Here is a 22,902-nt window from a genome sequence, read left to right on the forward strand (position 1 = left end):
AGCGCGGCATGGCCAACCGCCCGGCTCCCACGATGCAGATCGCGCGCCGGGGGCATCGAGCCCCCGGCACGCGAAGCCGGCTGAAAGCCGGCGCTCCCAGTCGGCGGCGTCTGGGCTTATAAGAGGGCACAGGCGCGGTCGTCCGCCCGGCGGCGCGGCATGGACAACCGCCCGGCTCCTGCGCCGCAGATCGCGCGCCGGGGGCATCGAGCCCCCGGCACGCGAAGCCGGCTGAAAGCCGGCGCTCCCAGTCGGCGGCGTCTGGGCTGATCAGAGGCCACATGCGCGGTCGTCCGCCCGGCGGCGCGGCATGGGCAACGGCCCGGCTCCCGCGCCGCAGATCGCGCGCCGGGGGCATCGAGCCCCCGGCACGCGAAGCCGGCTGAAAGCCGGCGCTCCCAGTCCGCGCCGGCGCGGCGTCGAGCCCGCTTGTCGGGCATACCTCAGTTGGGGACCACTTTTCGGTCAGCGCAGGTGATTCAAGGGCCGAGGATGGCTCCCTCGGCCCTCGGCCCTCGGCCCTTTTGCCCGCAAGCGCCGTGTGGTCGCGAAACTTGACTCGTCTGCAAGCATGCGCCGCCGTCGAGCAATCTAGGGTGCGGGCTGTTCCCCTTCGTCCGTCCGGTCCTCCGACCGCCGCCCGGGAATGAGCTTGTGCTCGAAGGCGTAAGAAGTGAGTGCGCGATTGTCGGCGAGACCGGTCTTGCGCAGGATATTGGAGCGGTGAACGTGGACGGTTTTGGGGCTGATGTTCAGCATCTCGCCGATCTCGGCCACGCTGTTGCCGAGGGCCAGGAGCCTGAAAATCTCGAACTCCCGGTCGGTTAGCAGCTCGTGCGGGACGCGGTCGGAATCGTTGACCATGCGGTCGGCGAGCTGCTCGGCGAGCGCCGGGCTCACGTAGCGACGGCCGGACAGCACCCGGCGCAGGGCTTCGGCGAGGGTATCCGGCGCGACGCTCTTATGCACGTAGCCCGCGGCCCCGGCCCGGAGCGCCCGCAGGCCGTAGGGCGATTCGGGCATGGCCGTGAACACCAGCACGGGCACATCGGCGTGTGTCTTCACCAGCCGATTCAGGAAGCTGATGCCGCCCCCCTCGGTCAGGCCGATGTCGATCATGGCCGCGGACCAGATGCCGTTGCGCAGCTTAGTGATCGCCTCCGGCGCCGAGCCGACGCCGACGACCTCGAGCCCGAGCCCGGTGGCCTCCACCGCGTGCACAATACCGGCGCGCATCACGGGTTGCTCGTCAACTATCAAGAGTCTCTGCACGCGATCCTCTCTCGCTTGTGCCGCCGGGCACGATGGCCGGATGCTCTCTCCGGATGCTCTCTCCGGATGCTTTCTCCGGATGCTCGCCGGGGCCGACGGCACATCGCGGACGAGATCGTTTCAGCGTCCCCGCCCGTGATGCGGCGCCCGATTCCCGCGGGCATGACGCACCATGCTCCCACGCGGGCGCGGCGCGCCGGCCGTCCGATTCGACAGCCGTCGCCGTCGCCGTCGCCGTCGCCGTCGCCGCAAGATAGTACGACATCGCCCCGGCCAATCGCCTGCGCGAGCGCAAACGAGGCCCGCAAAGGCTCGCGAGCCCCGCCGTAGCGGCTGTTTGCCTTACATTCGGTCGCCGACCTCACCCTCGGCCGTCTGCACCTCGACCTGCAGCCGGCCCTCGGCAAGCCTGACCTCGAGCCGTTCGCCCGGGCCGGTGTCGGCCGCCGAGCGGACCACTTTGCCGTCGGCGCTGCGCATGACGATGGCGTAGCCGCGCCGCAGCACGGCGAGCGGGCTCAGGGCATCCAACTGCGCGACCAGCGCCTGCAGCCGCGCTCGCCGCTGCCGGAGCAGCCCAGGGCCGAGCAGCCCCAAGCGCTGCATGAGCGCCTGCGCGCGCAGTCGCTGCTCGCGCAGACGCCGTGCCGGCGCCGCCGCGAGCAACGCGGCGCGGCGCTCGCGCAGCACCGCCCGGTCATCGCGCAGCCGCCGGTCCATGACCTGCATGAGCCGCAGCCCAAGCCGATCCAGAACCTGCGCCTGCTGTTGCAACCGGGCGGCGGGGTGTCGCAGGCGCAGCCGCCGCGTGACCGCCGCGAGGCGCTGCGCCGTCGCGACCATGCGCCCGCGTACTTTGTCGGACGAGCGGCGGTGCAGCGCAACCAGCCGCTCACGTAACGCGTCCGCGGCAGGCACGGCAAGCTCCGCCGCCGCCGACGGCGTCGGTGCCCGACGATCGGCGGCCAGATCGGCGATGCTGAGATCGATCTCGTGGCCGATGCCGGTGAGCAGTGGGATGCCGGACGCGCGGATGGCATGCGCGAGGGCCTCGTCGTTGAAGGCCATCAGGTCCTCCAGCGAGCCTCCGCCGCGCGCCAGGATCAGCAGGTCGCAGTCGGCGCGCCGGTTGGCGAGCGCGAGCGCCGCACAGATGGCCTGCGCCGCGCCGTCGCCCTGCACCGGCACCGGATAGATCAGCACCGGCACCAGCGGCAGGCGCCGACACAGCACGTTCAGCATGTCATGCACCGCGGCCCCGTTCGGCGAGGTGATGAGCCCGATCTGCGCCGGCAGCCGCGGCAGCGGGCGCTTGTCGGCCTCGGCGAAGAGCCCGAGCGCCGCCAACCGGCGCTTGCGCCGCTCCAGCTCCAGCCGCAGGGCGCCCTCGCCGGCGGGCTCCATGTGCTCGACGCGCAACTGAAAGTCCCCGCGCGACTCGAACAACGTGAGCCGCGCGCGCAGCAGCACCTGCTGGCCGTTGGCGGGGCGGAAGGCGAGCAGCCGCCGGCGCGGCTTGAACATCGCGCAGCGCACCTGGGCGCCGGCGTCCTTGAGCGTGAAGTAGCAGTGCCCGGACGGCGGCTCGGCGAGGTTCGAGATCTCGCCCTGCACCCACAGCATCGGCAGCGCGGCCTCGAGGATGGCCCGCGCCTCGGCGTTGAGACGGGATACGGTCCAGATATCGCGCTCAAAATCGAGCGCCTGCGCGGGGCTGGCGGCGAAGGACATAATCAGTGTGGCGGAGCTGCTGCGGACGGCTTCGTGGAGGTTGAGGCTTACCCTGGGGCGAGGCCGGAGCCGGGGCCGCCCGACGTCGGGCAAGCAGGCAGGGCGCGGGCCGATCGGGCGCTTGCCGCAAAAGTGCCGGTTTACCGACTCGCGTTGAATTCCTATGATAAGAGGTTAACTCATCGGCACCTGACTGCCGCCGGAGATTCCCGCCATGCGCCTGCTCGGTGAAGCCCTGACCTTTGATGATGTCCTGCTGGTGCCTGCCCATTCGCAGGTGCTGCCCGGCCAAGTCGATCTTTCCACGAAACTGACCCGCGGCATCGCGCTCAAGATACCGCTCGTCTCCGCGGCCATGGACACGGTGACCGAGGCGCGGCTCGCCATCACGCTGGCGCTGGAGGGCGGCATCGGCATCGTGCACAAGAACATGTCCGTCGAGCGCCAAGCCCGCGAGGTGCAATCGGTCAAGCGCTACGAAAGCGGCATCATCCGCGACCCCATCACCGTGGACTCCGAGCTGAGCATCGGCGAGGTGCTCGCCATCACGCGCAAGCACAACATCTCCGGCGTGCCGGTGACCGAGGGCGGGCACCTTGCCGGCATCGTCACCGGCCGCGACCTGCGCTTCGAGACGCGCATGGACGCCCCGGTGTCCGCCATCATGACGCCGCGCGAGCGCCTGGTCACGGTCAAGGAGGGCGCGAGCCGCGAGGAGGTGCTGGGCCTGCTGCACAAGTACCGCATCGAGAAGGTGCTGGTGGTCAACGATGCCTTCGAGCTGCGCGGGCTCATCACGGTCAAGGACATCCAGAAGGCGGCGGACTTCCCGAAGGCGTCGCGCGACGGCCACGAGCGCCTGCGGGTCGGTGCCGCCATCTCCGTGGGCGCCGGCACCGAAGAGCGCGCCACGGCGCTGGTGGAGGCCGGCGTCGACGTGCTGGTGGTGGACACCGCCCACGGCCACTCCCAGGGCGTGCTGGACCGTGTGCGCTGGATCAAGGAGCACTTCCCGGACGTGCAGGTGATCGGCGGCAACATCGCCACCGGCGACGCCGCCCGCGCGCTGGTGGAGGCCGGCGCCGACGCGGTCAAGGTCGGCATCGGCCCCGGCTCCATCTGCACCACGCGCATCGTCGCCGGCGTCGGCGTGCCGCAGATCACCGCGGTGGCGAACGTGCACGAGGCGCTGGCCGGCACCGGCGTGCCGCTCATCGCCGACGGCGGGCTGCGCTACTCCGGCGATGTCGCCAAGGTCATCGCCGCCGGCGCCAACAGTGTCATGATCGGCGGGCTCTTCGCCGGCACCGACGAGGCGCCGGGCGAGGTCGAGATCTACCAGGGCCGGTCCTACAAGTCCTACCGCGGCATGGGCTCCCTCGGCGCCATGGGCGCGAAGGAGGGCTCCAGCGACCGCTACTTCCAGGCCGACACGGACAAGGACAAGCTGGTACCCGAGGGCATCGAGGGCCGCGTGCCGTACAAGGGCAGCGTCATCAACGTCATCACGCAGCTCATCGGCGGGCTCGCCTCCAGCATGGGCTACACCGGCTGCCGCGACATCGAGGAGATGCGCACTAAGCCGCAGTTCGTCCGCGTCAGCGGCGCCGGCATGCGCGAGTCCCACGTTCACGATGTGACGATTACGAAGGAAGCGCCTAATTATCGCATCGACAACTGAGCGGCTAGGGGCTAGATGCTAGGGGCTAGGGTCCGATCGCGCCGGGGCCCACGGCTCACCTGACTAGTCCCTAGCCCCTAGCGACTAGCCCCTCATGTCCAACATCCATTCCCACCGCCTCCTGATCCTCGACTTCGGCTCCCAGTACACGCAGCTCATTGCCCGGCGCGTGCGCGAGGCCGGCGTCTACTGCGAGCTGCATCCCTGGGACATGGATGCGGCGCTGATCCGCGAGTTTGCGCCGAGCGGGGTCATTCTCTCCGGCGGCCCGCAGTCGGTGCACGAGGCCGAGACGCCGCGGGCTGACCCGCTGGTGTTCGATCTCGGCGTGCCGGTGCTCGGCATCTGCTATGGCATGCAGACCATGGCCGCGCAGCTCGGCGGCAGCGTCGCGCCGGCCACCGAGCGCGAGTACGGCTATGCGCAGGTGCGCGCCCGCGGGCATTCCAAGCTGCTGCGGGACATCGAGGACCACACCACGCCCGAGGGCTACGGCCTGCTCGACGTCTGGATGAGCCACGGCGACCGCGTCGAGGCCCTCCCTGACGGCTTTCGCGTCATCGCCGAGACCGACAACGCCCCGCTCGCCGGCATTGCCGACGAGGCGCGCGGCTTCTACGGTGTGCAGTTCCACCCCGAGGTCACGCACACGCGCCAGGGCCAGCGCATCATCGAGCGCTTCTGCCACGAGATCTGCGGCTGCGGGCGGCTGTGGACGCCGACCAACATCATCGACGACGCCATCGCCGCGGTACGCGCTCAGGTGGGCGGCGACGAAGTGCTGCTCGGCCTCTCCGGCGGCGTGGACTCCTCCGTGGTCGCCGCGCTGCTGCACCGGGCCATCGGCGAGCAGCTCACCTGCGTGTTCGTGGACAACGGCCTGCTGCGGCTCGGCGAAGGTGACCAGGTCATGGCCACCTTCGCGCGTCACATGGGCGTGCGCGTGATCCGCGTGGATGCGGCGGACCGGTTCCTGTCGCGGCTCGCCGGCGTCGAGGACCCGGAGCAGAAGCGCAAGGTCATCGGCAATACCTTCATCGACGTGTTCGACACCGAGGCCGCCAAGCTGCCCGGTGTGAAGTGGCTGGCACAGGGGACCATCTACCCGGACGTGATCGAGTCCGCGGGCGCCAAGACCGGCAAGGCCAAGGTCATCAAGTCCCACCACAACGTCGGCGGCCTGCCGGAGCAGATGAACCTCAAGCTCATCGAGCCGCTGCGGGAGCTGTTCAAGGACGAGGTGCGCCGGCTGGGCATCGAGCTCGGCCTGCCGGCGGAGATGGTGTACCGCCATCCCTTCCCCGGCCCCGGCCTTGGCGTGCGCATCTTGGGCGAGGTACGGAAAGACTTCGCCGACACGCTGCGCCGGGCGGATCATATCTACATCGAAGAGCTGCGCGCCGCCGGGCTCTACGACAAGGTCTCGCAGGCGTTTGCGGTGTTTCTGCCGGTGCGCTCCGTCGGCGTCGTCGGCGACAACCGCCAGTACGCGCACGTCATTGCGCTACGCGCGGTCGAGACCTTGGACTTCATGACCGCGTGCTGGGCGCACCTGCCCTACGCGTTTCTGGACCAGGTCTGCCGGCGTATCGTCAACGAGGTGCCGGGCGTCTCCCGCGTCGTCTACGACATCACCGGCAAGCCACCGGGCACCATCGAGTGGGAGTGAGCGGCGGACTCGGCCCGCACGCCGACCCGATCTCGCGGCGCCGGTCGTGCCGCCCCGCAATACCGCACTGGAGCCCGATCTTGCGGCGCTGACCCCCGATGGCGCAGGCCCCTGAATCCATCCCAAGCGCAGCAGCGGAGCAGGACCTGCACTGGATGCGCCACGCGCTGCTGCTCGCCGAACGCGCCGCGGCCGAGGGCGAGGTCCCCGTCGGCGCCGTTGTGGTGCGCGACGGCGAGGTCCTGGGCGAAGGCTGGAACCGCCCCATCGCCGCGCACGACCCCACCGCCCACGCCGAGATCCAGGCCCTGCGCGCCGCCGCCCAACACATCGGCAACTACCGCCTCACCGACGCCCTGCTCTACGTGACGCTGGAGCCCTGCCCCATGTGCGCCGGTGCCATCGTGCATGCCCGCATCGCGCGGGTCGTCTACGGCGCAGCAGACCCCAAGGGCGGCGCCTGCGGCAGCGTGTTCGACCTGTTGCCGTCGGATCAGCGCTTCAACCACCGCACCGCCTGCGTCGGCGGCGTGCTGGCCGACGACTGCGCCGAGCTGCTGCGCGGCTTCTTCGCGGCCAGACGCAAGCGGCGCGGCGAGGCTGATACGGCGCCCGCCGACGCCGACAAGCCGTGCCCGGCGTCGCCGTAACATTGACGACGAAGCCATGCTTGACTTGCGAACCCTTCCCGTTGAGCCCGTACCGCAGCCCCTCCCGCTGTCACACTACTGTCATCAGGAATAGACTCGGCAGCGCGGCGTCGGGGCGCCGACCGCGGCGGCGGCTCCGCCGGCCTTGACGGCTTTCCCGCAATGGTTACGCGCAAGAAGAACGGCCCGAAGCGCATCGGCTTCGTCTCCACCCGCATCAGCGGCACCGATGGCGTCAGTCTGGAAATCGAGAAATGGGCGCACGTGCTCGAATCCATGGGGCACAGATGCTTTTACATCGCCGGGCTCTGCGACGACCGCCCGCCGGAGCGCTGCCACGTCATCCCGGAGGCGCATTTCCGCCACCCGGACATTGAGGTCGTGAGCCGGGAGTCCTTCGGCGGGCGGCTACGTGCGCCGGAGCTGAGCGACCGGGTGCGGGAGCTGACGGCGCGCATCGATGCGCAATTGCGCGCGGCCATCGAGCGCTTCGACCTCGACGTGCTCATCGCCGAGAACTGCCTGACCATCCCGATGAACATCCCCCTCGGGCTCGCACTGGTGGAGACCATCATGGAGACGCCGGTGGCCTGCATCGCGCATCACCACGACTTCGTCTGGGAGCGGGACCGATTCCTAGTGAACTGCGTCGATGACTATCTGGTCACGGCCTTTCCGCCGCGGCTCGCGCAGATCGACCATGTCGTGATCAACACCCAGGCCGCGAGCGAGTTCAGCCGCCGCACTGGCCTGCCCTGCACCGTGGTGCCGAACGTGATGGACTTCGACCGGCCGCCGGCCGCTGCGGCCCCGCGCGGGCTGCGGGCGGCGCTTGGCATCCGCGATGACGACATTCTGGTGCTGCAGCCCACGCGCATCGTGCAGCGCAAGGGCATCGAGACCTCCATCGAGCTGGTGCGGCGGCTCGATGACCCGCGCGTGAAACTCGTGGTGTCGCATACCGCCGGCGACGAGGGCGACACCTATGCCCGGCGCATCCTGGACTACGCCGCGCTGCTCGGCGTGGAGCTGATCCTGGCCGGCGACGTCATCGACGCGGGCGGGGCGGACTCCGGGGCCGCGCCCTTTAGCATCTGGGACGCCTACGAGGAGGCGGACCTCATCACCTATCCGAGCACCTACGAGGGCTTCGGCAACGCCTTTCTGGAGGCCGTGTACCATCGCAGGCCCATCCTCTGTAATCGCTACTCGATTTTTCGCACCGACATCGAGCCGCTCGGCTTCAACACCATCGAGATCGACGGCTACATCACCGATGACGTGCTCGCCGAGGTGCGCCGGGTGCTGGAAGACGCCGCGTATCGGCAGGACATGGTGGAGCAGAACTTCCGCATCGGGCTCCAGTAATTCAGCTACCGCCGTGTCGCCACGGAGATGCAGGCGCTGCTGTCGGCGCCGAACCTGATCACGCACGGGCTTGACCCGGAGCGGTGCTTCACCTCTTGAGGGCAGAGGGCGGTGGGCAAAGGGCGAAGGTGAAGGGCCGAGAGCCGAGGGCCAAAGGAGCCCGCCCTCCTCGGCCCTTGGCCCTCGGCCCTTTGGTTCTGCGCCAAGCGCGGCCCGCCCCCGACTGGAGCCGGCGGGCCTGAGGCGTTAGTCTGGGGCATGTCTCGACACGCCGCTCCGGCAAGCCCATGACCGACGATCCCCTCTACATCGCGCTGATCAGCGTCCACGGCCTGCTCCGCGGGCAACAACTGGAGCTCGGCCGCGACGCCGACACCGGCGGGCAGACGCTCTATGTGGTGGAGCTGGCCCGGGCGCTCGCGGCCCGGCCCGATGTCGCGCGCGTGGATCTCTTCACGCGGCTCGTGGACGACCCGGCCGTGAGCCCCGACTACGCGGTGCCCATCGAGGACCTTGGGGCGGGCGCGCGCATCGTCCGCGTCCCGGCCGGCCCCGCCGGCTACCTGCCGAAAGAGCAGCTCTGGGACCACCTGGACGCCTTAGCGGACAACATGCTCGCGTTCCTGCGCGAGCAGGACCTTCTGCCCAAGCTGCTGCACAGCCACTACGCCGACGCGGGCTATGTCGGTGCCAGGCTTACGGCGCAGCTCGGCGTGCCCCTGGTGCATACCGGGCATTCGCTCGGGCGCGTCAAGCGTCAGCGGCTTTTGGCTTCCGGCGTGAAGCAGGAGCTGATCGATACGCGCTACACCATGGACCGGCGCATCAATGCGGAGGAAGAGGTCCTCGCCGCCGCGGCCCTCGTCATCACCAGCACGACGCAGGAGATCGAGGAGCAATACGGGCTCTACGATCACTACCAGCCCGAGCGCATGAGCGTGATCCCGCCGGGGACGGACCTAGAGCGCTTCCACCCGCCGACGGGCGCCGAGCAGCAGAGCGCCATCGGCCGGGAGCTGGAGCGTTTCCTGAGCGAGCCGCGCAAACCGATGATCCTGGCGCTGTCCCGGCCGGACGAGCGCAAGAACATCGCGACGCTCATCGAGGCCTACGGCGCGTCGGACGAGCTGCAGCGCGCCGCAAACCTGGTCATCGTCGCCGGCAATCGCGACGACATCCGGGAGCTCGACGCCGGCGCGCAGCAGGTGCTCACCGATGTCCTGATCCTCATCGACCTCTACGACCTCTACGGCCGCGTCGCCTACCCCAAGCACCACGGCGCCGACGACGTGCCGCTGCTCTACCAGCTCACCGCAGCCTCCCACGGCGTCTTCGTCAACCCGGCGCTCACCGAGCCCTTTGGCCTCACGCTCATCGAGGCAGCCGCGAGCGGCCTGCCCATCGTCGCCACCGAGGACGGCGGCCCCATCGACATCGTCAAGCATTGCCGAAACGGCATCCTCATCGATCCGCTCGATACCCAGGACATCACCAAGGCCCTGCTCAAGGTGCTGAGCGACCGCAGCCGCTGGCGCGAGTTTGCGCGGAACGGCATCGCCGGCGTGCGCGAGCATTACTCCTGGGAGGCCCACGCCGAGAGCTACATGGCGGCCGTCGCACCGCTGCTCGCGCGCGTGGCACCGCCGCCGCGGCACCCGATGACACGCCGGCCCATGCTTTATCACGACCGCGCCATCTTCACGGACCTCGACCAGAACCTGCTTGGCGACCCTGACTCGCTCGCGGACTTCATCCGCATCATCCGCGAGAACCGCAAGTGCACCAGCTTCGGCATCGCCACCGGGCGCCGGCTCGATTCGGCGCTCGCCATCATGCGCCGCTACGGCATCCCGCGCCCGGACGTGCTCATCACCGGCCTCGGCACCGAGATCTATTACGCCCCGCAACTGACCCAGGACCATGCCTGGTCGCGCTACATCGACTACCTCTGGCACCCGCGCCGCGTGCGCGACACGCTGGCGGACCTGCCCGGCATCGAGCGCCAGCCGCGCACGGAGCAGAGCCGCTTCAAGGTCAGCTTCTACATCGACCCGAATCGCGCCCCGGGGCTGGACGAGATCGGCAGCCTGCTGCACCAGGCGGACCTGCACATCAACCTGAACCTCTCCTTCGGGCAGTTCCTGGACGTGGTGCCGGCGCGGGCCTCCAAGGGCCTGGCGCTGCACTACGTGGTCGATCAATGGGGCATCCCGCTGGAGCACTGCCTCGCCGCCGGCGGCAGCGGCGCGGACGAGGACATGATGCGCGGCAACACGCTGGCCGTCGTCGTCGCCAACCGCCACCACGAGGAGCTCTCGCAGCTCACCGACACCCAGGGCATCTACTTCGCCGAGGCGCCCTATGCCGCGGGCATCCTGGAGGCGATCGAGCACTATCGGTTCTTCGATGCCTGTCAGGTGCCGCGGGCGCCGGATTAGGCGGGAGTACCAGAGTGCGGGAGTGCAATGGCGGCGAAATCCGAGGTTTAAGGAAACGCGGAAGTCTTCGGCGTTTCCCGCCGGGCACGCGGTGAGAGGGGCGATTTCGATAGCGATGTCGATTTCGATGGAGACGGCAAGGAGTCCCAACCAAGCGGACCACCATACCCACGACCACGACCACGACCACGACCACGAACCGGGGAACAATATGCCCGTCTTCGACAGCACCATGCTGATCTGCACCGACCTCGACCGCACGCTGCTGCCGAACGGCTTCCAGCCCGAATCCGCGAGCGCCCGGCCGCGCTTTCGCGCCCTGGCGGCGCACCCCGACGTGCGCGTGGCCTATGTCACCGGGCGTCACCATGCGCTCGTCGATCAGGCCATCGCCGAGTTCGACATCCCGGTGCCGGACTTTTTGATCGGCGATGTCGGCACCAGCATCTACCACGTGGAGGGCCGCGCCTGGCAGCCGCAGCAGGCCTGGCAGGACGTCATCGCCGCGAGCTGGGGCGGGCGCGACGGCGCCGCGCTGCACGCCATCATCGCGGACATCGACGGGCTCTTGGAGCAGGAGCCCAGCAAGCAAGGCCCCTTCAAGCTCAGCTATTACACGCCGGAGGACTGGGAACGGCCGGCGCGGCTCGCCGAGATCGACGCGCGCTTCCGCCAGGCCGGCATCGCCGCGAACCTGTTCTGGAGCCTGGACGAGCACGCCGGCACCGGGCTCCTGGACGTGCTGCCCGCGGCGGCGAGCAAGCTCTCCGCCGTGCAATGGCTCATTGGCCAGATGGGGCTCGCTGCGGAGCGCACGGTCTGCGCCGGCGACAGCGGCAACGATCTGGAGATGCTGACCGGCCCCATCAACGCCGTGCTCGTCGCCAACGCGGCGCCGGATGTCCGTGCCGAGGCGGCGAGCCTCGCCGAAGCGGCGGGCTTGGCCGATCGGCTCTATGTCGCGACAGGCGACTTCCATGGCATGAACGGCTGCTATGCCGCCGGCATCCTCGAGGGCGTCGCGCACTACCTCCCGCAGTCCGTGGGGCTGTGGGAAGATATTCGCGCCTGACAGGCAGCGCCGCCCCTCTCATCGCGGCCCACCGACAACACCGCCACCACCATGCATGACGACGACGACGCCCCGGAACCCCTGCTGAGCCCCATTGAGGCCCGTGTCCTCGGCTGCCTGATGGAGAAGCAGCGCACCACGCCGGATCAGTATCCGCTGACGCTGAACGCGCTGGTGACGGCCTGCAACCAGAAGACGAGCCGCCACCCCATCATGCACCTGCCCCCGGGCGAGGTTGGCCATACCGTCAACCAACTGCGCGACCGCGGCTTGATCCATGCGAGCTTCAGCGGTCGCACCGAGCGCTACGACCACAAGCTCGCCGGTCACTTCATGCTCGACCGCCGCCAGCTCGGCGTGCTCTGCGTGCTGATGCTGCGCGGGCCGCAGACGCCGGGCGAGCTGCGCACCAACGCCGGGCGCCTTGCGGACCTGCCGGACCTCGCCACCGTGCACGAGACGCTCGACAGCCTCGCCGGCCACCAGCCGCCGCTGGTGCGCGAGCTGCCGCGCCAGGCCGGCGCCAGGGAGCAGCGCTTTGCGCACCTGCTCTCGGGCGAGCCCGAGATCGAGACGGCGCCCGCCGCGGCGAGCGCGTCGCCGACGGGCGCAGCACTCGCACAGCGGGTGGAGAGCTTGGAACAGGACGTCGCGGAGCTGAAGGAGGAGCTCGCGCGGTTGCGCGAGCAGTTGGAATGATGCGCTGAGCTGCGGTCTCGGCGGCCTATGGCCGCAAACGAAAACGGCGGCCCTGTGGCCGCCGTATCGCGATGTTTGGAGCGGGAAACGAGACTCGAACTCGCGACCCCAACCTTGGCAAGGTTGTGCTCTACCAACTGAGCTATTCCCGCCTGAGAGCGCGCTATTGTAGCGCCGCGGATGCCTCTGTCAACCGATGTTGCGAAGATCTTACGGCGCGCGACAGCAGCTCAGCGGTCGTCGGCGGCGCCGCGCGGGCCGGCCGTGAGCAGCGGCCAGGCGACGCGCAGATACAGGAACATGGACCACAGGGTCAGCGCCGCCGCGATGTACAGCAGCACATAGCCCATGCCCCGCACGGGCTGCCCGAGCACGGGCCCGCCCAGCACCAGCAGCACGATGGCGACCATCTGCGCCGTGGTCTTGAGCTTGCCGGCCATGCTGACGGCCACCTGCGCCCGGGCGCCGAGCTCCGCCATCCATTCACGCAGCGCCGACACGGTAATCTCGCGGCCGATGATGACCGCCGCCGGCAGCGCGAGCCACATGCTCGGGTCCGCCTGCACCAAGAGCACCAGCGCGACGGCGACCATCAGCTTGTCCGCCACCGGGTCCAGGAAGGCCCCGAGCGGCGAGGTCTGCCCCAAACGGCGCGCGAGCCAGCCGTCCAGCCAATCCGTGAGCCCCGCCAGCGTGAACACCAGCGCGCACACCGGCCGCGCCCAAGGCGTCGGCAGGTAGAAAATCACGACGAAGACGGGGATCAGCGCGATGCGCAGCAGCGTCAGGCCGTTCGGCAGATTCCAGATCAAAGCGAGGTTTCCTCCGGCAGGGGGCGCCCATGCTGCCGGCGGCGGCGGCGGCGGGCCATGACATTCTAACGGGGAGGTACGGAGTACGGAGTACGGAGTACGGGGGCGCCGGCCCGAAGCGCAAGCCTGGCGCCGGAAAAGCTGTCGGGGCCGGAAGCAGTGCGTCCGGTGCCCCCTCGGCCGCGGAGCGCAAGCTTTGCGAGCTGGACCGCACGATAGGCGCACGATAGGCGGGAAGACGCAAGCGCGTGCCGCTCCCCGACGAACGGCCTGCTTCCGCCCCCGTACTTCGTACTCCGTACTCCGTACTCCGTACTCCGTACTCCGTACTCCGTACTCCGTACTCCGTACTCCGTACTCCGTACTACGTACTACGTACTACGTACTACGTACTTTCTTTACTAACGGCATCATGTATCCGCCGCGCCAGCTCGTCACTGATGCCGTCCACCCGCGCAATGTCCTCCGGCGCGGCGCGGGCGAGGCCGCGCAGGCCGCCGAAGGCCTTGAGCAGGTTCTGGCGGCGCTTGGGGCCGACGCCGGGGATGCCCTCCAGCACCGAGGTGCGGCGCGCCTTGTCGCGACGCTGGCGATGGCCGGTGATGGCGAAGCGGTGCGCCTCGTCGCGGATCTGCTGCACCAGGTGCAGCGCCGGCGAGTCGGCACCGAGAATGATCGCGGACGGGCGCTCCGGCAGCCATAGCTGCTCCGCGCCGGCCTTGCGGTCCGGCCCCTTGGCGACGCCGACGAGCTTGAGACCGGACACGCCCAGCTCCGCCAGCACCTGCCCGACGGCGCCGAGCTGGCCCTTGCCGCCGTCGATGAAGAGCACGTCCGGCATCGGCACCTCGCCCTGCTGCACGCGCCGGTAGCGGCGGGTGAGCGCCTGCTCCATGGCCGCGTAGTCGTCGCCGGGGGTGATGCCCTCGATGTTGAAGCGCCGGTAATCGGACTTGCGCGGACCGTCGCCGTCGAACACCACGCAGGAGGCCACGGTCAGCTCGCCGCCGGTGTGGCTGATGTCGAAGCACTCCATGCGCGCCGGCAGCTCGTCGAGGTCGAGCGCGTCGCGCAGCGCCTCCAGCCGGCGGGCATAGCCGGCGCGGCTGCCGAGGCGGGACTTGAGCGCCAGCTCGGCGTTGTCCTCGGCCATCTTGAGCCAGCGGGCGCGGTCGCCGCGCAGGCGATGCTTGATGCCGACGCGCCGGCCGGCCTGCTCGGTGAAGGCCGCCTCCAGGAACTCGCGCTCGTCGGGCTCCGCGTTGACCAGAATCTCTGGCGGCAGCTCCTTGTCGCCATAGAACTGCGCGAGAAACGCCGACAGCACCGACTCCAGCCCGGCGGCGTCCGGCACCTGCGGGAAGAAGGCCTTGTTGCCCAGGTTGCGCCCGGCGCGGATGAAGAAGACCTGCACGCAGACGCTGCCGCCCTCCCCCGCCGCGGCGACGATGTCGAGATCCCCGCCGTCGCCCGAGACGTACTGGCGCTGCTGGATGCGCCGTAGCGTCGCGATTTGGTCGCGCAGCCGGGCGGCGCGCTCGAACTCCAGTGCCTCGGCGGCCTGCTCCATGCGCTCGCCGAGCTCGTCGATGACCTCGTTGGTGCGACCTTCGAGAAACTTCACGCTGTGCGCGACGTCCGCCGCGTAGTCCTTCGGCGAGACGAAGCCGACGCAGGGCGCCGTGCAGCGCTTGATCTGGTATTGCAGGCAGGGCCGCGTGCGGGTGGCGTAGAAGGTGTCCTCGCACTGGCGCACCGGAAAGAGCTTCTGCAAGAGCTGCAGCGTCTCGCGCGTGGCCCAGGCGCTCGGATAGGGGCCGAAGTACTTGTCGCCGCCGCGCTTGGGGCCGCGGTAGAAGGCGAGCCTCGGAAAGGTGTCGCTCGCCGTCAGCCGGATGTACGGATAGCTCTTGTCATCGCGCAGCAGCACGTTGAAGCGCGGCTTGTGCGCCTTGATGAGGTTGTTCTCAAGCAGCAGCGCCTCGCCCTCGGTGCGCGTCACGGTCACCTGGATGTCCGCGATCTGGCTCACCATGACCACGAGCCGGCGGTTCAGCGCGCGGCCGAAGTAGCTCGCCACCCGGCGCTTCAGGTCCTTCGCCTTGCCGACATAGAGCACGCCGCCCTCGGCGTCCAGCATGCGGTAGACACCTGGCTGGGGCGGAATATCCTTTAGCGCATTCTTATGATCAAAAGCCATTGAAGAAAGTTTGAAGGGTGAAGGGTGAAGTTTGAAAAGAAGAAAGGCTCAAGCTGCATTACGCATTGAGCGACGGTGTCTGGGCGTATTCATTTCGAACTTCAAACTTCAAACTTCAAACTTTTCGCAACACCGCCCGACAACATCATCAAACATCGCCTCCGTCAGTCTACGGGTCTGGGTGTTGTAGCGGCTGCAATGGTAGGAATCGAGCAGGGTCATGCCGTTCGGCAGCGCGTGCTCGGCGCCGTGGCCGAAGGGCCAGGCGGATTGGCGCAGGTCCAGCGCGCGCAGCACGGCGTTGTGGGCCACTTGGCCCAACGCCAGCAGCACGGCGCCCGCGGGCAGCTCGGCCAGCTCGGCGGCGAGGTAGGGGTTGCAGGTGCGCACCTCCTCCGTGGTGGGCTTGTTCTCCGGCGGCAGGCATTTGACCGCGTTGGTGATCCGGCAGTTCGACAGGGTCAGATCGTCGTCGGCCGCCCGCGACTCCGGCGCGCTAGCGAAGCCATGCCGATGCAGCGTTCGGTACAGCAGAATGCCGGCGAAGTCGCCCGTGAACGGGCGGCCGGTGCGGTTCGCGCCGTGCATGCCGGGGGCCAGCCCGACAATCAGCAGGCGCGCCGCCGGATCGCCGAAGGCCGGCACCGGCCGGGCGTGGTAGCCCGGACAAGCCCGGCGCACCGCGGCCAGGTGGGCGGCGAGCCGCGGGCAGCGCGTGCAGTGCGGATCGAACGTGATTGGGGCGGGGGCGGTCATCGGCGCTCGGGCACCCCCGCTGCATCGGGCCAACGCATCATGCCGAGCCTTCGTCGATCAGCCCATGACGATAAGCGAGCCGCGTCAGCTCCACGTCGGTGCCGACCTTGAGCTTCTCAAAAATCCGCTGTCGGTAGGTGCTGATGGTCTTCTGGTTGATGCCCAACGCATCGGCGATGTCGTGGTTGCGCCGCCCGTCCAGGATCATCAGCGTGACCTGTATCTCGCGGCCCGAGAGCTGTTCAAAGGGGGTAGAGCAGATCCCGCGCCAGCCGGCGACCATGCGCCGCTGCGCCAGCTTGGCGTCGACATAGGGCAGCCCGCGGTGGACGGCGCGAACGGCGTCCAGGAGCTCCCGCGCTGGGCAGCCCTTGGTGAGATAGCCGACGGCACCGGCTTCGTGAACCTGGGTCGGCAACGGCTCGTCGCTCAGCGCCGACAGCACGATAATGCGCAGCTCCGGCAGGAGCCGCTTGAGGCGGCGGATCGCCTCGATGCCACCCATGCCGCCCGGCATGTTGAGATCCATCAACACGATATCCGCGCCGAGCCCGGTCTCCACCAGCGCGACTGCTTCCTCGCCGCTCTGCCCTTCAGCCACGACGCACAGATCCCCCGCTGACTCGAGGATGGAGCGCAGGCCCGCGCGCACGAGTTGGTGATCGTCGACGATCATCACGCTGATCATGGCTGTTCTCTGGGCTTTGCTCGGGACGGCGCGGACCATCGCACAATATCGCTGTTAGCTCGCCCCGTAACCTCCGGAAAGCGTGCTTATGGCACAAAAGCGGCCGGCGCAGACGTGAGGCGCACCCGACCCGCCCCCGTTGCTCGCCCGACTGCGACGGCCCCGGTATGCTGCATCGCCATGGACAGCAACACCAACAGGCCCGACTACACCGGCGGCGGCATCGTCAACCTCGCCGCTAGCCTCATCGAGGCCCGCGGCGGTCGGCCCCGCGCGCCGACCCTGCGCGCCCTGCCCACCGCGGAGCTGGCCGCCGCCCGCCATGTGGTGCTGGTGGTGCTCGACGGCCTCGGCAGCCGTTGGCTCGCGCGCCACGCCCCGGGCTCGCTGCTCGCGCAGCGGCAGGTGACGGAGCTCACGTCGGTGTTCCCGCCGACCACGGCGAGCGCCGTCACGACCTTTCTCACCGGGCTCGCGCCGCAACAGCACGGGCTCACGGGGTGGTTCATGTGGTTTCGCGAGCTCGGCTGCGTCATGTCCGTGCTACCCGGCACGCCGCGCTACGGCGGCGTCGGCTACGGCAAGGCCGGGGTCGATCTGCAGCGCCTGCTCGGCCATGAGTCGCTTTTCGCGCAGCTCGCGACGCCATCGGTGGCCGTGTCGCCGAGCTGGATCGCGCGCTCGGACTTCAACCTCGCGCACTTAGGCCCCGCCCGGCTCCTGACCTACAAGTCGCTGAAGCAGATGTTCCGGCGCGCCGCCCGCGCCATCCGCCAGGCCCGGGAGCCGAGCTTTTTCTACCTGTACTGGCCGGGGCTCGACGGCATCGGCCATGAGCAAGGCATCGAGAGCCCGCAGGCACTGGCGCACTTCAACGAGATCGATGCGCGGCTCGCGGATTTCACGCGCGCCATCGCCGGCACGGACACGGCCGTGCTGGTCTCGGCGGATCATGGGCATCTCGATCGCGGCCCGGACGACATCGTGGCGCTGGCCGATCACCCGGACCTCGCCGACTGCCTCGCCCTGCCCCTCTGCGGCGAGCCACGCGCGGCCTATTGCTACGTCCGGCCGGATCGGGTCGAGCGCTTCACGGCGTACTGCCGCGACGTGCTCGGCGACCGCTTCGCGCTGCATCGAAGTCAAGACCTCATGACCACCGGGCTATTCGGCGACGGCCCCCCGCATCCGCGGCTCGCCGAGCGCATCGGCGACTTCACGCTCATCTCGCGCGGCCGTGCCCTCATCCACGAGCAATTGCCCACCGAGGACACCTTTGAGCAGATCGGCGTGCATGGGGGGCTGAGCGCGGAGGAGCTGTATGTGCCGCTCTGTCTCGTGAGGGCGTGACGGCTTCCGGCTGCGGGCGCATGTCGTGCGCGTAGTCTTGCGCGATCCGATGACGACAGCGACAAGGACAAACAAAACCAACGCAAACGCCAGGGCGCTACAGCCCTTGCATCGCCCGATACCCCGGCAGCGCCGCGACGCGCGCGAGCCAGCCCCGCACGGCCGGACGGTCGTCGAGCGCCACCTGCGCCTCGTGCGCGAGGGCCACGTAGGGATAGCAGGCGAGGTCTGCAATCGTCGCACCGTCACCCACCAGCCAGTCGTGCTCGGCCAAGCGCTGCTCCAGCAGCGCAATCCCTGCCCGCCCCTCCGCCTGACAGGCCGCAACGTCAAACGGCCGGCCGAACTGCAACGCCGACCGCGCCCGCGCGAGCCCGTACAGCAGCTCGTTCTCGGACAGCGCGAGCCATTGCAGCACCTGCGCCTCGCCGAGCGGGTCAGCCGGCAGCCAAGGCCCGCCGGCACTGCCCGGCCCGCCATAGCGCCGTGCCAGGTAGAACAGGATCGCCTGGGAGTCCCAGATGCGCGCGTCGCCGTCTGCGAGCAGCGGAATCTGCCCGCGCAGGCTGATGGCCTTGAAGGCCTCGGTCTGCGTCTCGCCCCGGCTGCTGTCCACCGGCACCCGCTCGTAGTCGAGCCCGAGCATGTCGAGCAAGAGCCGCACCTTCCAGCAGTTGCCGGAGCGTTCGAAGTCGTACAGGCGCATGGGCGCGGTTTCCAAGGCTTGCCGGATCGCGCATTATGGCGCTCTTTGCGCGGCCGCCAAACTGCGCACAGCCGATTGCCGTCGCACCGGACTTGCCGTCATGCCAAGCACCGTTTTCCTCACGCGCGTTGTGCTGCGGAACTACAAAAGCATCGCCGGCTGCGACGTCAGACTCGGCCCACTCACCTATCTGCTCGGGCCGAACGGCTCCGGCAAAAGCAACTTCGTCGACGCCCTCCACCTCGTGCGCGATGCGCTCAGCGGCTCACTGGATCATGCGCTGAATGAGCGCGGGGGTCTCAACGAAGTACGGCGCCGCTCCGGCGGTCATCCCACGCATTTTGGCATCCGCCTGGAGTTTCAGCTCCCCGACGATGGCCCGCAAGGCTATTACGCATTCCGGGTCGGCGCGGTCCGCGGCGGCGACTACGAGGTCCAGACCGAGCGCTGCGTCATCGGCGAACGGTACGGCAAGGGACCGTCGTTTCATCTGGTCAAGGGTCAGATGGAAAACACGAGCGAAGCCGTCTTTCCCGCCACCACCGCGGATCGTCTCGGCTTGGTCGCCGCGTCCGGATTGACGGCCTTCCGCCCGCTCTTCGACGCATTGACGTCCATGGGCTTTTAGGCCTCGATCATCGTGCCGGCCACATCGCCTGCCGCACGCAAGCGGTTCGCACAGCGGACACTACTGCGCTGGGATCGCCGGCTTTCCAGCCGGCTCGCCGCCAGCGCGGCTCGATGCCGCGTCGGCGGCGTCCTGGCCGATCAGAGAGCACATGCGCGCTCGTCCGGCCGGCCGCGCGGCATGGGCAACCGCCCGGCTCCCGCGCCGCAGATCGCGCGCCGGGGGCATCGAGCCCCCGGCACGCGAAGCCGGCTGAAAGCCGGCGCTCCCAGTCGGCGCCGGCGCGGTCTCGAGCCCGCTTGCCGGGCATACCTCAGTTTGAGAGTTTGCAGATGAGTCAAGTGTACGACCACACCTGGGGGAAGGGCCGAGGGCCGCGGGCCGCGGGCCGAGGGCCGAGGGAGCCATCCTCGGCCCTCGGCCCTACAGCCGCCGCGCTCCGTAGCAGCCCCCGCGCGCTGGTCGGAGTGATGATCAAGGCCGGCTTTTACAATCTTAATCCCAAGCTCATGCGGGAGCTGCAAAAGCCCCAGGATGGGCGCCTGCCCAAACCCGCCGGCGAGAGTATTGCGAGCGTCATCCGGCAACTGGAGCGCACTGCATCGACCAGCGTATTGGACGGCATCAGCGAGTATCTGCATGCCATGGCGCCAACGGTCCATGGCGTACGGCACACATCCATCGGGCCAATGGAAACGCTGGAATTCCGCCAGGACATCACGGACTCCAACCAGCCGTGGCGCTTTCTGGCGCGGAACATGTCCGATGGCACCCTGCGGGCACTCGGGGTTCTGACCGCCCTGTTCCAGGGGCAAGGTGAAGAGCCGTCGCGCCTCGTGGCCATCGAAGAACCCGAGACCGCGCTGCATCCGGGGGCGTTCGCGGCGCTGCGCGAAGCGCTGAAGCGCGCCGCGGAGCAGCGTCAGGTCTTGATCACCAGCCACAGCCCCCCGCTCCTCGATGACCCCGAGCTGCCCGCCGACTCGCTGCTCGCTGTTGTTTCCACGGGCGGAGAGACGCAGATCGCGCCGGCCGACCCGGCCTCACGCGAGGCACTCCAGAGTGACCTGTTCACCGCGGGCGAGCTTTTGCGGCTCAATCAATTGGAGCCCGATCCCGAGGTGCTTGAATCCCAATCGGGCAAACAGCTCGACCTCTTCGCCGATTGATGCAACGCGCGAACGGTAACACTGAGCTTAACGTGTCGGCAATGGTCACCGTGGCAAGCATTGTTGAAGGAAACGGCGAAGTGGCGGCGGTACCCGTCCTGCTACGCCGATTGGCGGCATGGCTTACCCCGCAGACGGCGGTTCAGCGTTCGCCACCCATTCGCGTGCGCCGCGATCGCTTCCTCCACAGGGAAGAGGACTTTCGCAAGTATGTGTTGCTCGCGTCGGCGAAGGCGGGCAAGGTCGGCTGGATTCTGATCATCCTGGATGCGGACGACGATTGCCCCGCGGCGCTCGCACCACGCATCGCGGAGCAAGCAAAGACGCTCGTCGGACACAAGCGTGTGTCCGTCGTGTTGCCCACGCGAGAATTCGAGGCCTGGTTCATCGCGAGTGGCCGGTCGCTGGACGGCAAGCGCGGATTCAATCTGGACGCAATCCCTGCCGATCCGGAAATCTACCGAGACGCCAAGGGTTGGCTGCACGCAAGGATGCGTAACGGCTATCGGGAGGTCACGGACCAGCCCGCATTCTCGGCGGGAATGGACCTGGAGCAGGCGAGGGCCAACAGCAGGTCGTTTCGCAAGCTTTGCGACGACTGGGGGCGGCATTGCGAGCAGGTACGCGCCTGAGGACGAGCGGCCGTGCTCGTTCGGGCGCTGCGCACTGCAAGGTCGTCGAGGCGCTACGGGTCGGCTCGTCGAGCGAAAACCCCGAGGCCAGCCGTCAGTGGTCGGTCGTCAACTCGGCGGCGGAACGCAGCACGCGGGGCTGCGCGTCGACGGTCACGGGCTGCGCGGATGGTTGGGGCGGCGGCGGTGTCGCGGCGGGGGGCACTTCGCCACAGGCGCGGCGCTGCTGAAGCCGGCTCTCCGACGTATTGGCCGCGAGCACCGCGGCCGTTGCGAGCCGACACGCGTCGCTGACACGCGCGGATGCGGTTGGATCTTCCCAGCGGATGCTCGGCCGCTGAGGCTCCGGCAATGGCCGGGCGGGTGCCTTGACCGCCACCGGGGCGGGCGGCGGATCGACGATGCGTGTCGGCGGTGGCGGCGCCGGTGCGGCCGGGCGTGGTGTAGCGGGTGGCACGCTGTGGGCGCTGGGTTGCGGCACCGACTGCTCGGTTTGCCAAACCAAAAGCCCAACCAAGCCGAGCATGGCGATGCCTGCCGCGGACAAGGCGAACACGAGTTTGGGCGCCAGGCCCCTGGCTGCATCCGTTGCGAGCCGTTGCCCGGACTGGCGGTCCACCACGTCCGCCAGCGAGCCAACGACCGGTTCGCGCCGGGCGCTCGCTGCGCCCGAACGTGCACGCCCCTGCACCTGCGCCAGATGCTCGCGACGTGCGGCAGTGCCCTGCACCGCCGCCGCGAGCACCTGCCGATAGGCGTCATGCAGCCGAGCATCGGGGGCGGATTGGCTCAACGGCCCCAGCGCCGCCGGCAATGCCGTCAGCCGCAGCACACCCTCCGGCATGTCCCGGGCGAAGCGGGCGCGATCGAGGAACACGACCAGCCCCAGCACGGGGGCGCCGACGGCCAGGGCGCGCACGGCCTCCAGGTGGGCGAAGTTCTGCCGTAGGGGGTTCTGGAACCGATGGCGGCTGCGCCCGAGCGTCTGGGTCCAGGTGGGCTCGCCGCGGCGGCCGAAAATGAGCCCGCCGTAGTTCTTGGTCTCGACCACCAGCAGGCCAGCGCCGGTGAGGGCCAGGTGATCGAGCTGCGTCAGGCCGCCGCGCCCGTCCGGCAGCAGCACATCGTCCGCGACCTCGGCGCAGAACCGCCGCAGCACGCGCGACACCGCGGCCTCGCCGGCCGCACCGCGCGGAGGCGGCAGGAGCAACCGGGCCAAAAGCGTCAGCATGGCGATGCCGCAGACGCGGGCCAGGAGTCGGCCGATCGATTCCGCCACGACCTAGATGGCTTGACGGCGCCGAATGTTTGCAGATGAGTCAAGCTTCGCACGGGGCGTCGGACGGGCCAATTGCATCGAAATCGGGATCGGGATCGGGAT

General features: G+C 69.1%; 19 protein-coding genes and 1 tRNA gene. 11 read left to right on the forward strand and 9 right to left on the reverse strand.

All coding sequences use genetic code 11. The features are described 5' to 3' along the window. Positions 1 to 591: 591 nt before the first annotated feature. Both ML01_RS22640 and xseA read right to left on the reverse strand, forming a co-directional pair. The gene (locus ML01_RS22640; RefSeq protein WP_371258238.1) at positions 592 to 1,374 is read right to left on the reverse strand and encodes a response regulator; all 783 of its coding nucleotides are present in this window, start codon (positions 1,372 to 1,374) and stop codon (positions 592 to 594) included. A gap of 240 nt (positions 1,375 to 1,614) precedes the next feature. After that, complete coding sequence (gene xseA / locus ML01_RS22645) at positions 1,615 to 3,003, reverse strand: exodeoxyribonuclease VII large subunit (RefSeq protein ID WP_058557667.1); 1,389 nt, start codon at positions 3,001 to 3,003, stop codon at positions 1,615 to 1,617. 214 nt (positions 3,004 to 3,217) lie between these two features. Here xseA and guaB point away from each other — a divergent pair, with 214 nt between their 5' ends. The 7 genes from guaB to ML01_RS22680 all read left to right on the forward strand — a co-directional run bounded on the left by guaB (position 3,218) and on the right by ML01_RS22680 (position 12,580). Further along, positions 3,218 to 4,684, forward strand: coding sequence for an IMP dehydrogenase (gene guaB, locus ML01_RS22650; RefSeq protein ID WP_058557668.1), 1,467 nt, complete (start codon positions 3,218 to 3,220; stop codon positions 4,682 to 4,684). Between the two features lie 94 nt (positions 4,685 to 4,778). Beyond that, positions 4,779 to 6,353, forward strand: coding sequence for a glutamine-hydrolyzing GMP synthase (guaA, locus tag ML01_RS22655; protein WP_058557669.1), 1,575 nt, complete (start codon positions 4,779 to 4,781; stop codon positions 6,351 to 6,353). 98 nt (positions 6,354 to 6,451) lie between these two features. After that, on the forward strand, positions 6,452 to 7,003 hold the full coding sequence (gene tadA / locus ML01_RS22660) for a tRNA adenosine(34) deaminase TadA (protein WP_058557670.1): 552 nt from the start codon (positions 6,452 to 6,454) through the stop codon (positions 7,001 to 7,003). Positions 7,004 to 7,165: 162 nt separating this feature from the next. After that, a complete protein-coding gene (locus ML01_RS22665; RefSeq protein WP_058557671.1) occupies positions 7,166 to 8,371 on the forward strand; it encodes a glycosyltransferase family 4 protein in 1,206 nt (401 codons plus the stop codon). Positions 8,372 to 8,658: 287 nt separating this feature from the next. Next, the gene (locus ML01_RS22670; protein WP_058557672.1) at positions 8,659 to 10,809 is read left to right on the forward strand and encodes an HAD family hydrolase; all 2,151 of its coding nucleotides are present in this window, start codon (positions 8,659 to 8,661) and stop codon (positions 10,807 to 10,809) included. A 211-nt stretch (positions 10,810 to 11,020) separates the two neighbouring features. Continuing rightward, on the forward strand, positions 11,021 to 11,881 hold the full coding sequence (locus ML01_RS22675) for an HAD-IIB family hydrolase (RefSeq protein ID WP_173865210.1): 861 nt from the start codon (positions 11,021 to 11,023) through the stop codon (positions 11,879 to 11,881). Positions 11,882 to 11,932: 51 nt separating this feature from the next. Then, entirely contained in the window at positions 11,933 to 12,580 is a 648-nt protein-coding gene (locus tag ML01_RS22680; RefSeq protein WP_058557673.1) for a YceH family protein, read from the forward strand. Positions 12,581 to 12,656: 76 nt separating this feature from the next. Here the strand turns inward: ML01_RS22680 and ML01_RS22685 are convergent. The 5 genes from ML01_RS22685 to ML01_RS22705 all read right to left on the reverse strand — a co-directional run bounded on the left by ML01_RS22685 (position 12,657) and on the right by ML01_RS22705 (position 17,075). Continuing rightward, positions 12,657 to 12,732 (reverse strand) — tRNA-Gly (locus ML01_RS22685). A gap of 78 nt (positions 12,733 to 12,810) precedes the next feature. Then, a complete protein-coding gene (gene pgsA, locus ML01_RS22690; RefSeq protein ID WP_058557690.1) occupies positions 12,811 to 13,389 on the reverse strand; it encodes a CDP-diacylglycerol--glycerol-3-phosphate 3-phosphatidyltransferase in 579 nt (192 codons plus the stop codon). Positions 13,390 to 13,777: 388 nt separating this feature from the next. Further along, positions 13,778 to 15,592 (reverse strand): excinuclease ABC subunit UvrC, encoded by a 1,815-nt coding sequence (uvrC, locus tag ML01_RS22695; protein ID WP_058557674.1) that lies wholly within the window; start codon positions 15,590 to 15,592, stop codon positions 13,778 to 13,780. 108 nt (positions 15,593 to 15,700) lie between these two features. Then, positions 15,701 to 16,348 carry a uracil-DNA glycosylase gene (locus ML01_RS22700; protein ID WP_058557675.1) on the reverse strand — a complete coding sequence of 216 codons (648 nt, stop codon included), beginning with the start codon at positions 16,346 to 16,348 and terminating at the stop codon, positions 15,701 to 15,703. Between the two features lie 37 nt (positions 16,349 to 16,385). Next, the gene (locus ML01_RS22705) at positions 16,386 to 17,075 is read right to left on the reverse strand and encodes a response regulator (protein ID WP_254045361.1); all 690 of its coding nucleotides are present in this window, start codon (positions 17,073 to 17,075) and stop codon (positions 16,386 to 16,388) included. Between the two features lie 141 nt (positions 17,076 to 17,216). On the opposite strand from ML01_RS22705, the gene ML01_RS22710 reads away from it, so the two are divergent. Continuing rightward, complete coding sequence (locus ML01_RS22710) at positions 17,217 to 18,386, forward strand: alkaline phosphatase family protein (RefSeq protein WP_058557677.1); 1,170 nt, start codon at positions 17,217 to 17,219, stop codon at positions 18,384 to 18,386. A gap of 97 nt (positions 18,387 to 18,483) precedes the next feature. Here ML01_RS22710 and ML01_RS22715 read toward each other — a convergent pair whose 3' ends face one another. Next, positions 18,484 to 19,092, reverse strand: a complete 609-nt coding sequence (locus tag ML01_RS22715) for a glutathione S-transferase family protein (RefSeq protein ID WP_058557678.1) — start codon at positions 19,090 to 19,092, stop codon at positions 18,484 to 18,486. Between the two features lie 100 nt (positions 19,093 to 19,192). Between ML01_RS22715 and ML01_RS22720 the strand changes: the two genes are divergently transcribed. From ML01_RS22720 to ML01_RS22730, 3 genes are all read left to right on the forward strand, one after another. Continuing rightward, positions 19,193 to 19,720 carry an AAA family ATPase gene (locus ML01_RS22720; RefSeq protein ID WP_156427927.1) on the forward strand — a complete coding sequence of 176 codons (528 nt, stop codon included), beginning with the start codon at positions 19,193 to 19,195 and terminating at the stop codon, positions 19,718 to 19,720. Between the two features lie 470 nt (positions 19,721 to 20,190). Beyond that, on the forward strand, positions 20,191 to 20,889 hold the full coding sequence (locus ML01_RS22725) for an AAA family ATPase (protein ID WP_058557679.1): 699 nt from the start codon (positions 20,191 to 20,193) through the stop codon (positions 20,887 to 20,889). Further along, positions 20,889 to 21,521 carry a DUF4276 family protein gene (locus ML01_RS22730; RefSeq protein ID WP_254045362.1) on the forward strand — a complete coding sequence of 211 codons (633 nt, stop codon included), beginning with the start codon at positions 20,889 to 20,891 and terminating at the stop codon, positions 21,519 to 21,521. Before ML01_RS22725 ends, ML01_RS22730 begins: the two co-directional genes overlap by 1 nt. Positions 21,522 to 21,615: 94 nt before the next feature. On the opposite strand, the gene ML01_RS22735 is transcribed toward ML01_RS22730, so the two are convergent. Further along, positions 21,616 to 22,800, reverse strand: coding sequence for a nuclease-related domain-containing protein (locus ML01_RS22735; RefSeq protein ID WP_058557681.1), 1,185 nt, complete (start codon positions 22,798 to 22,800; stop codon positions 21,616 to 21,618). Positions 22,801 to 22,902 lie beyond the last annotated feature (102 nt).

Origin of the sequence: Thiohalocapsa sp. ML1 (assembly GCF_001469165.1) — a bacterium.
Taxonomy (GTDB): Bacteria; Pseudomonadota; Gammaproteobacteria; order Chromatiales; family Chromatiaceae; genus Thiohalocapsa.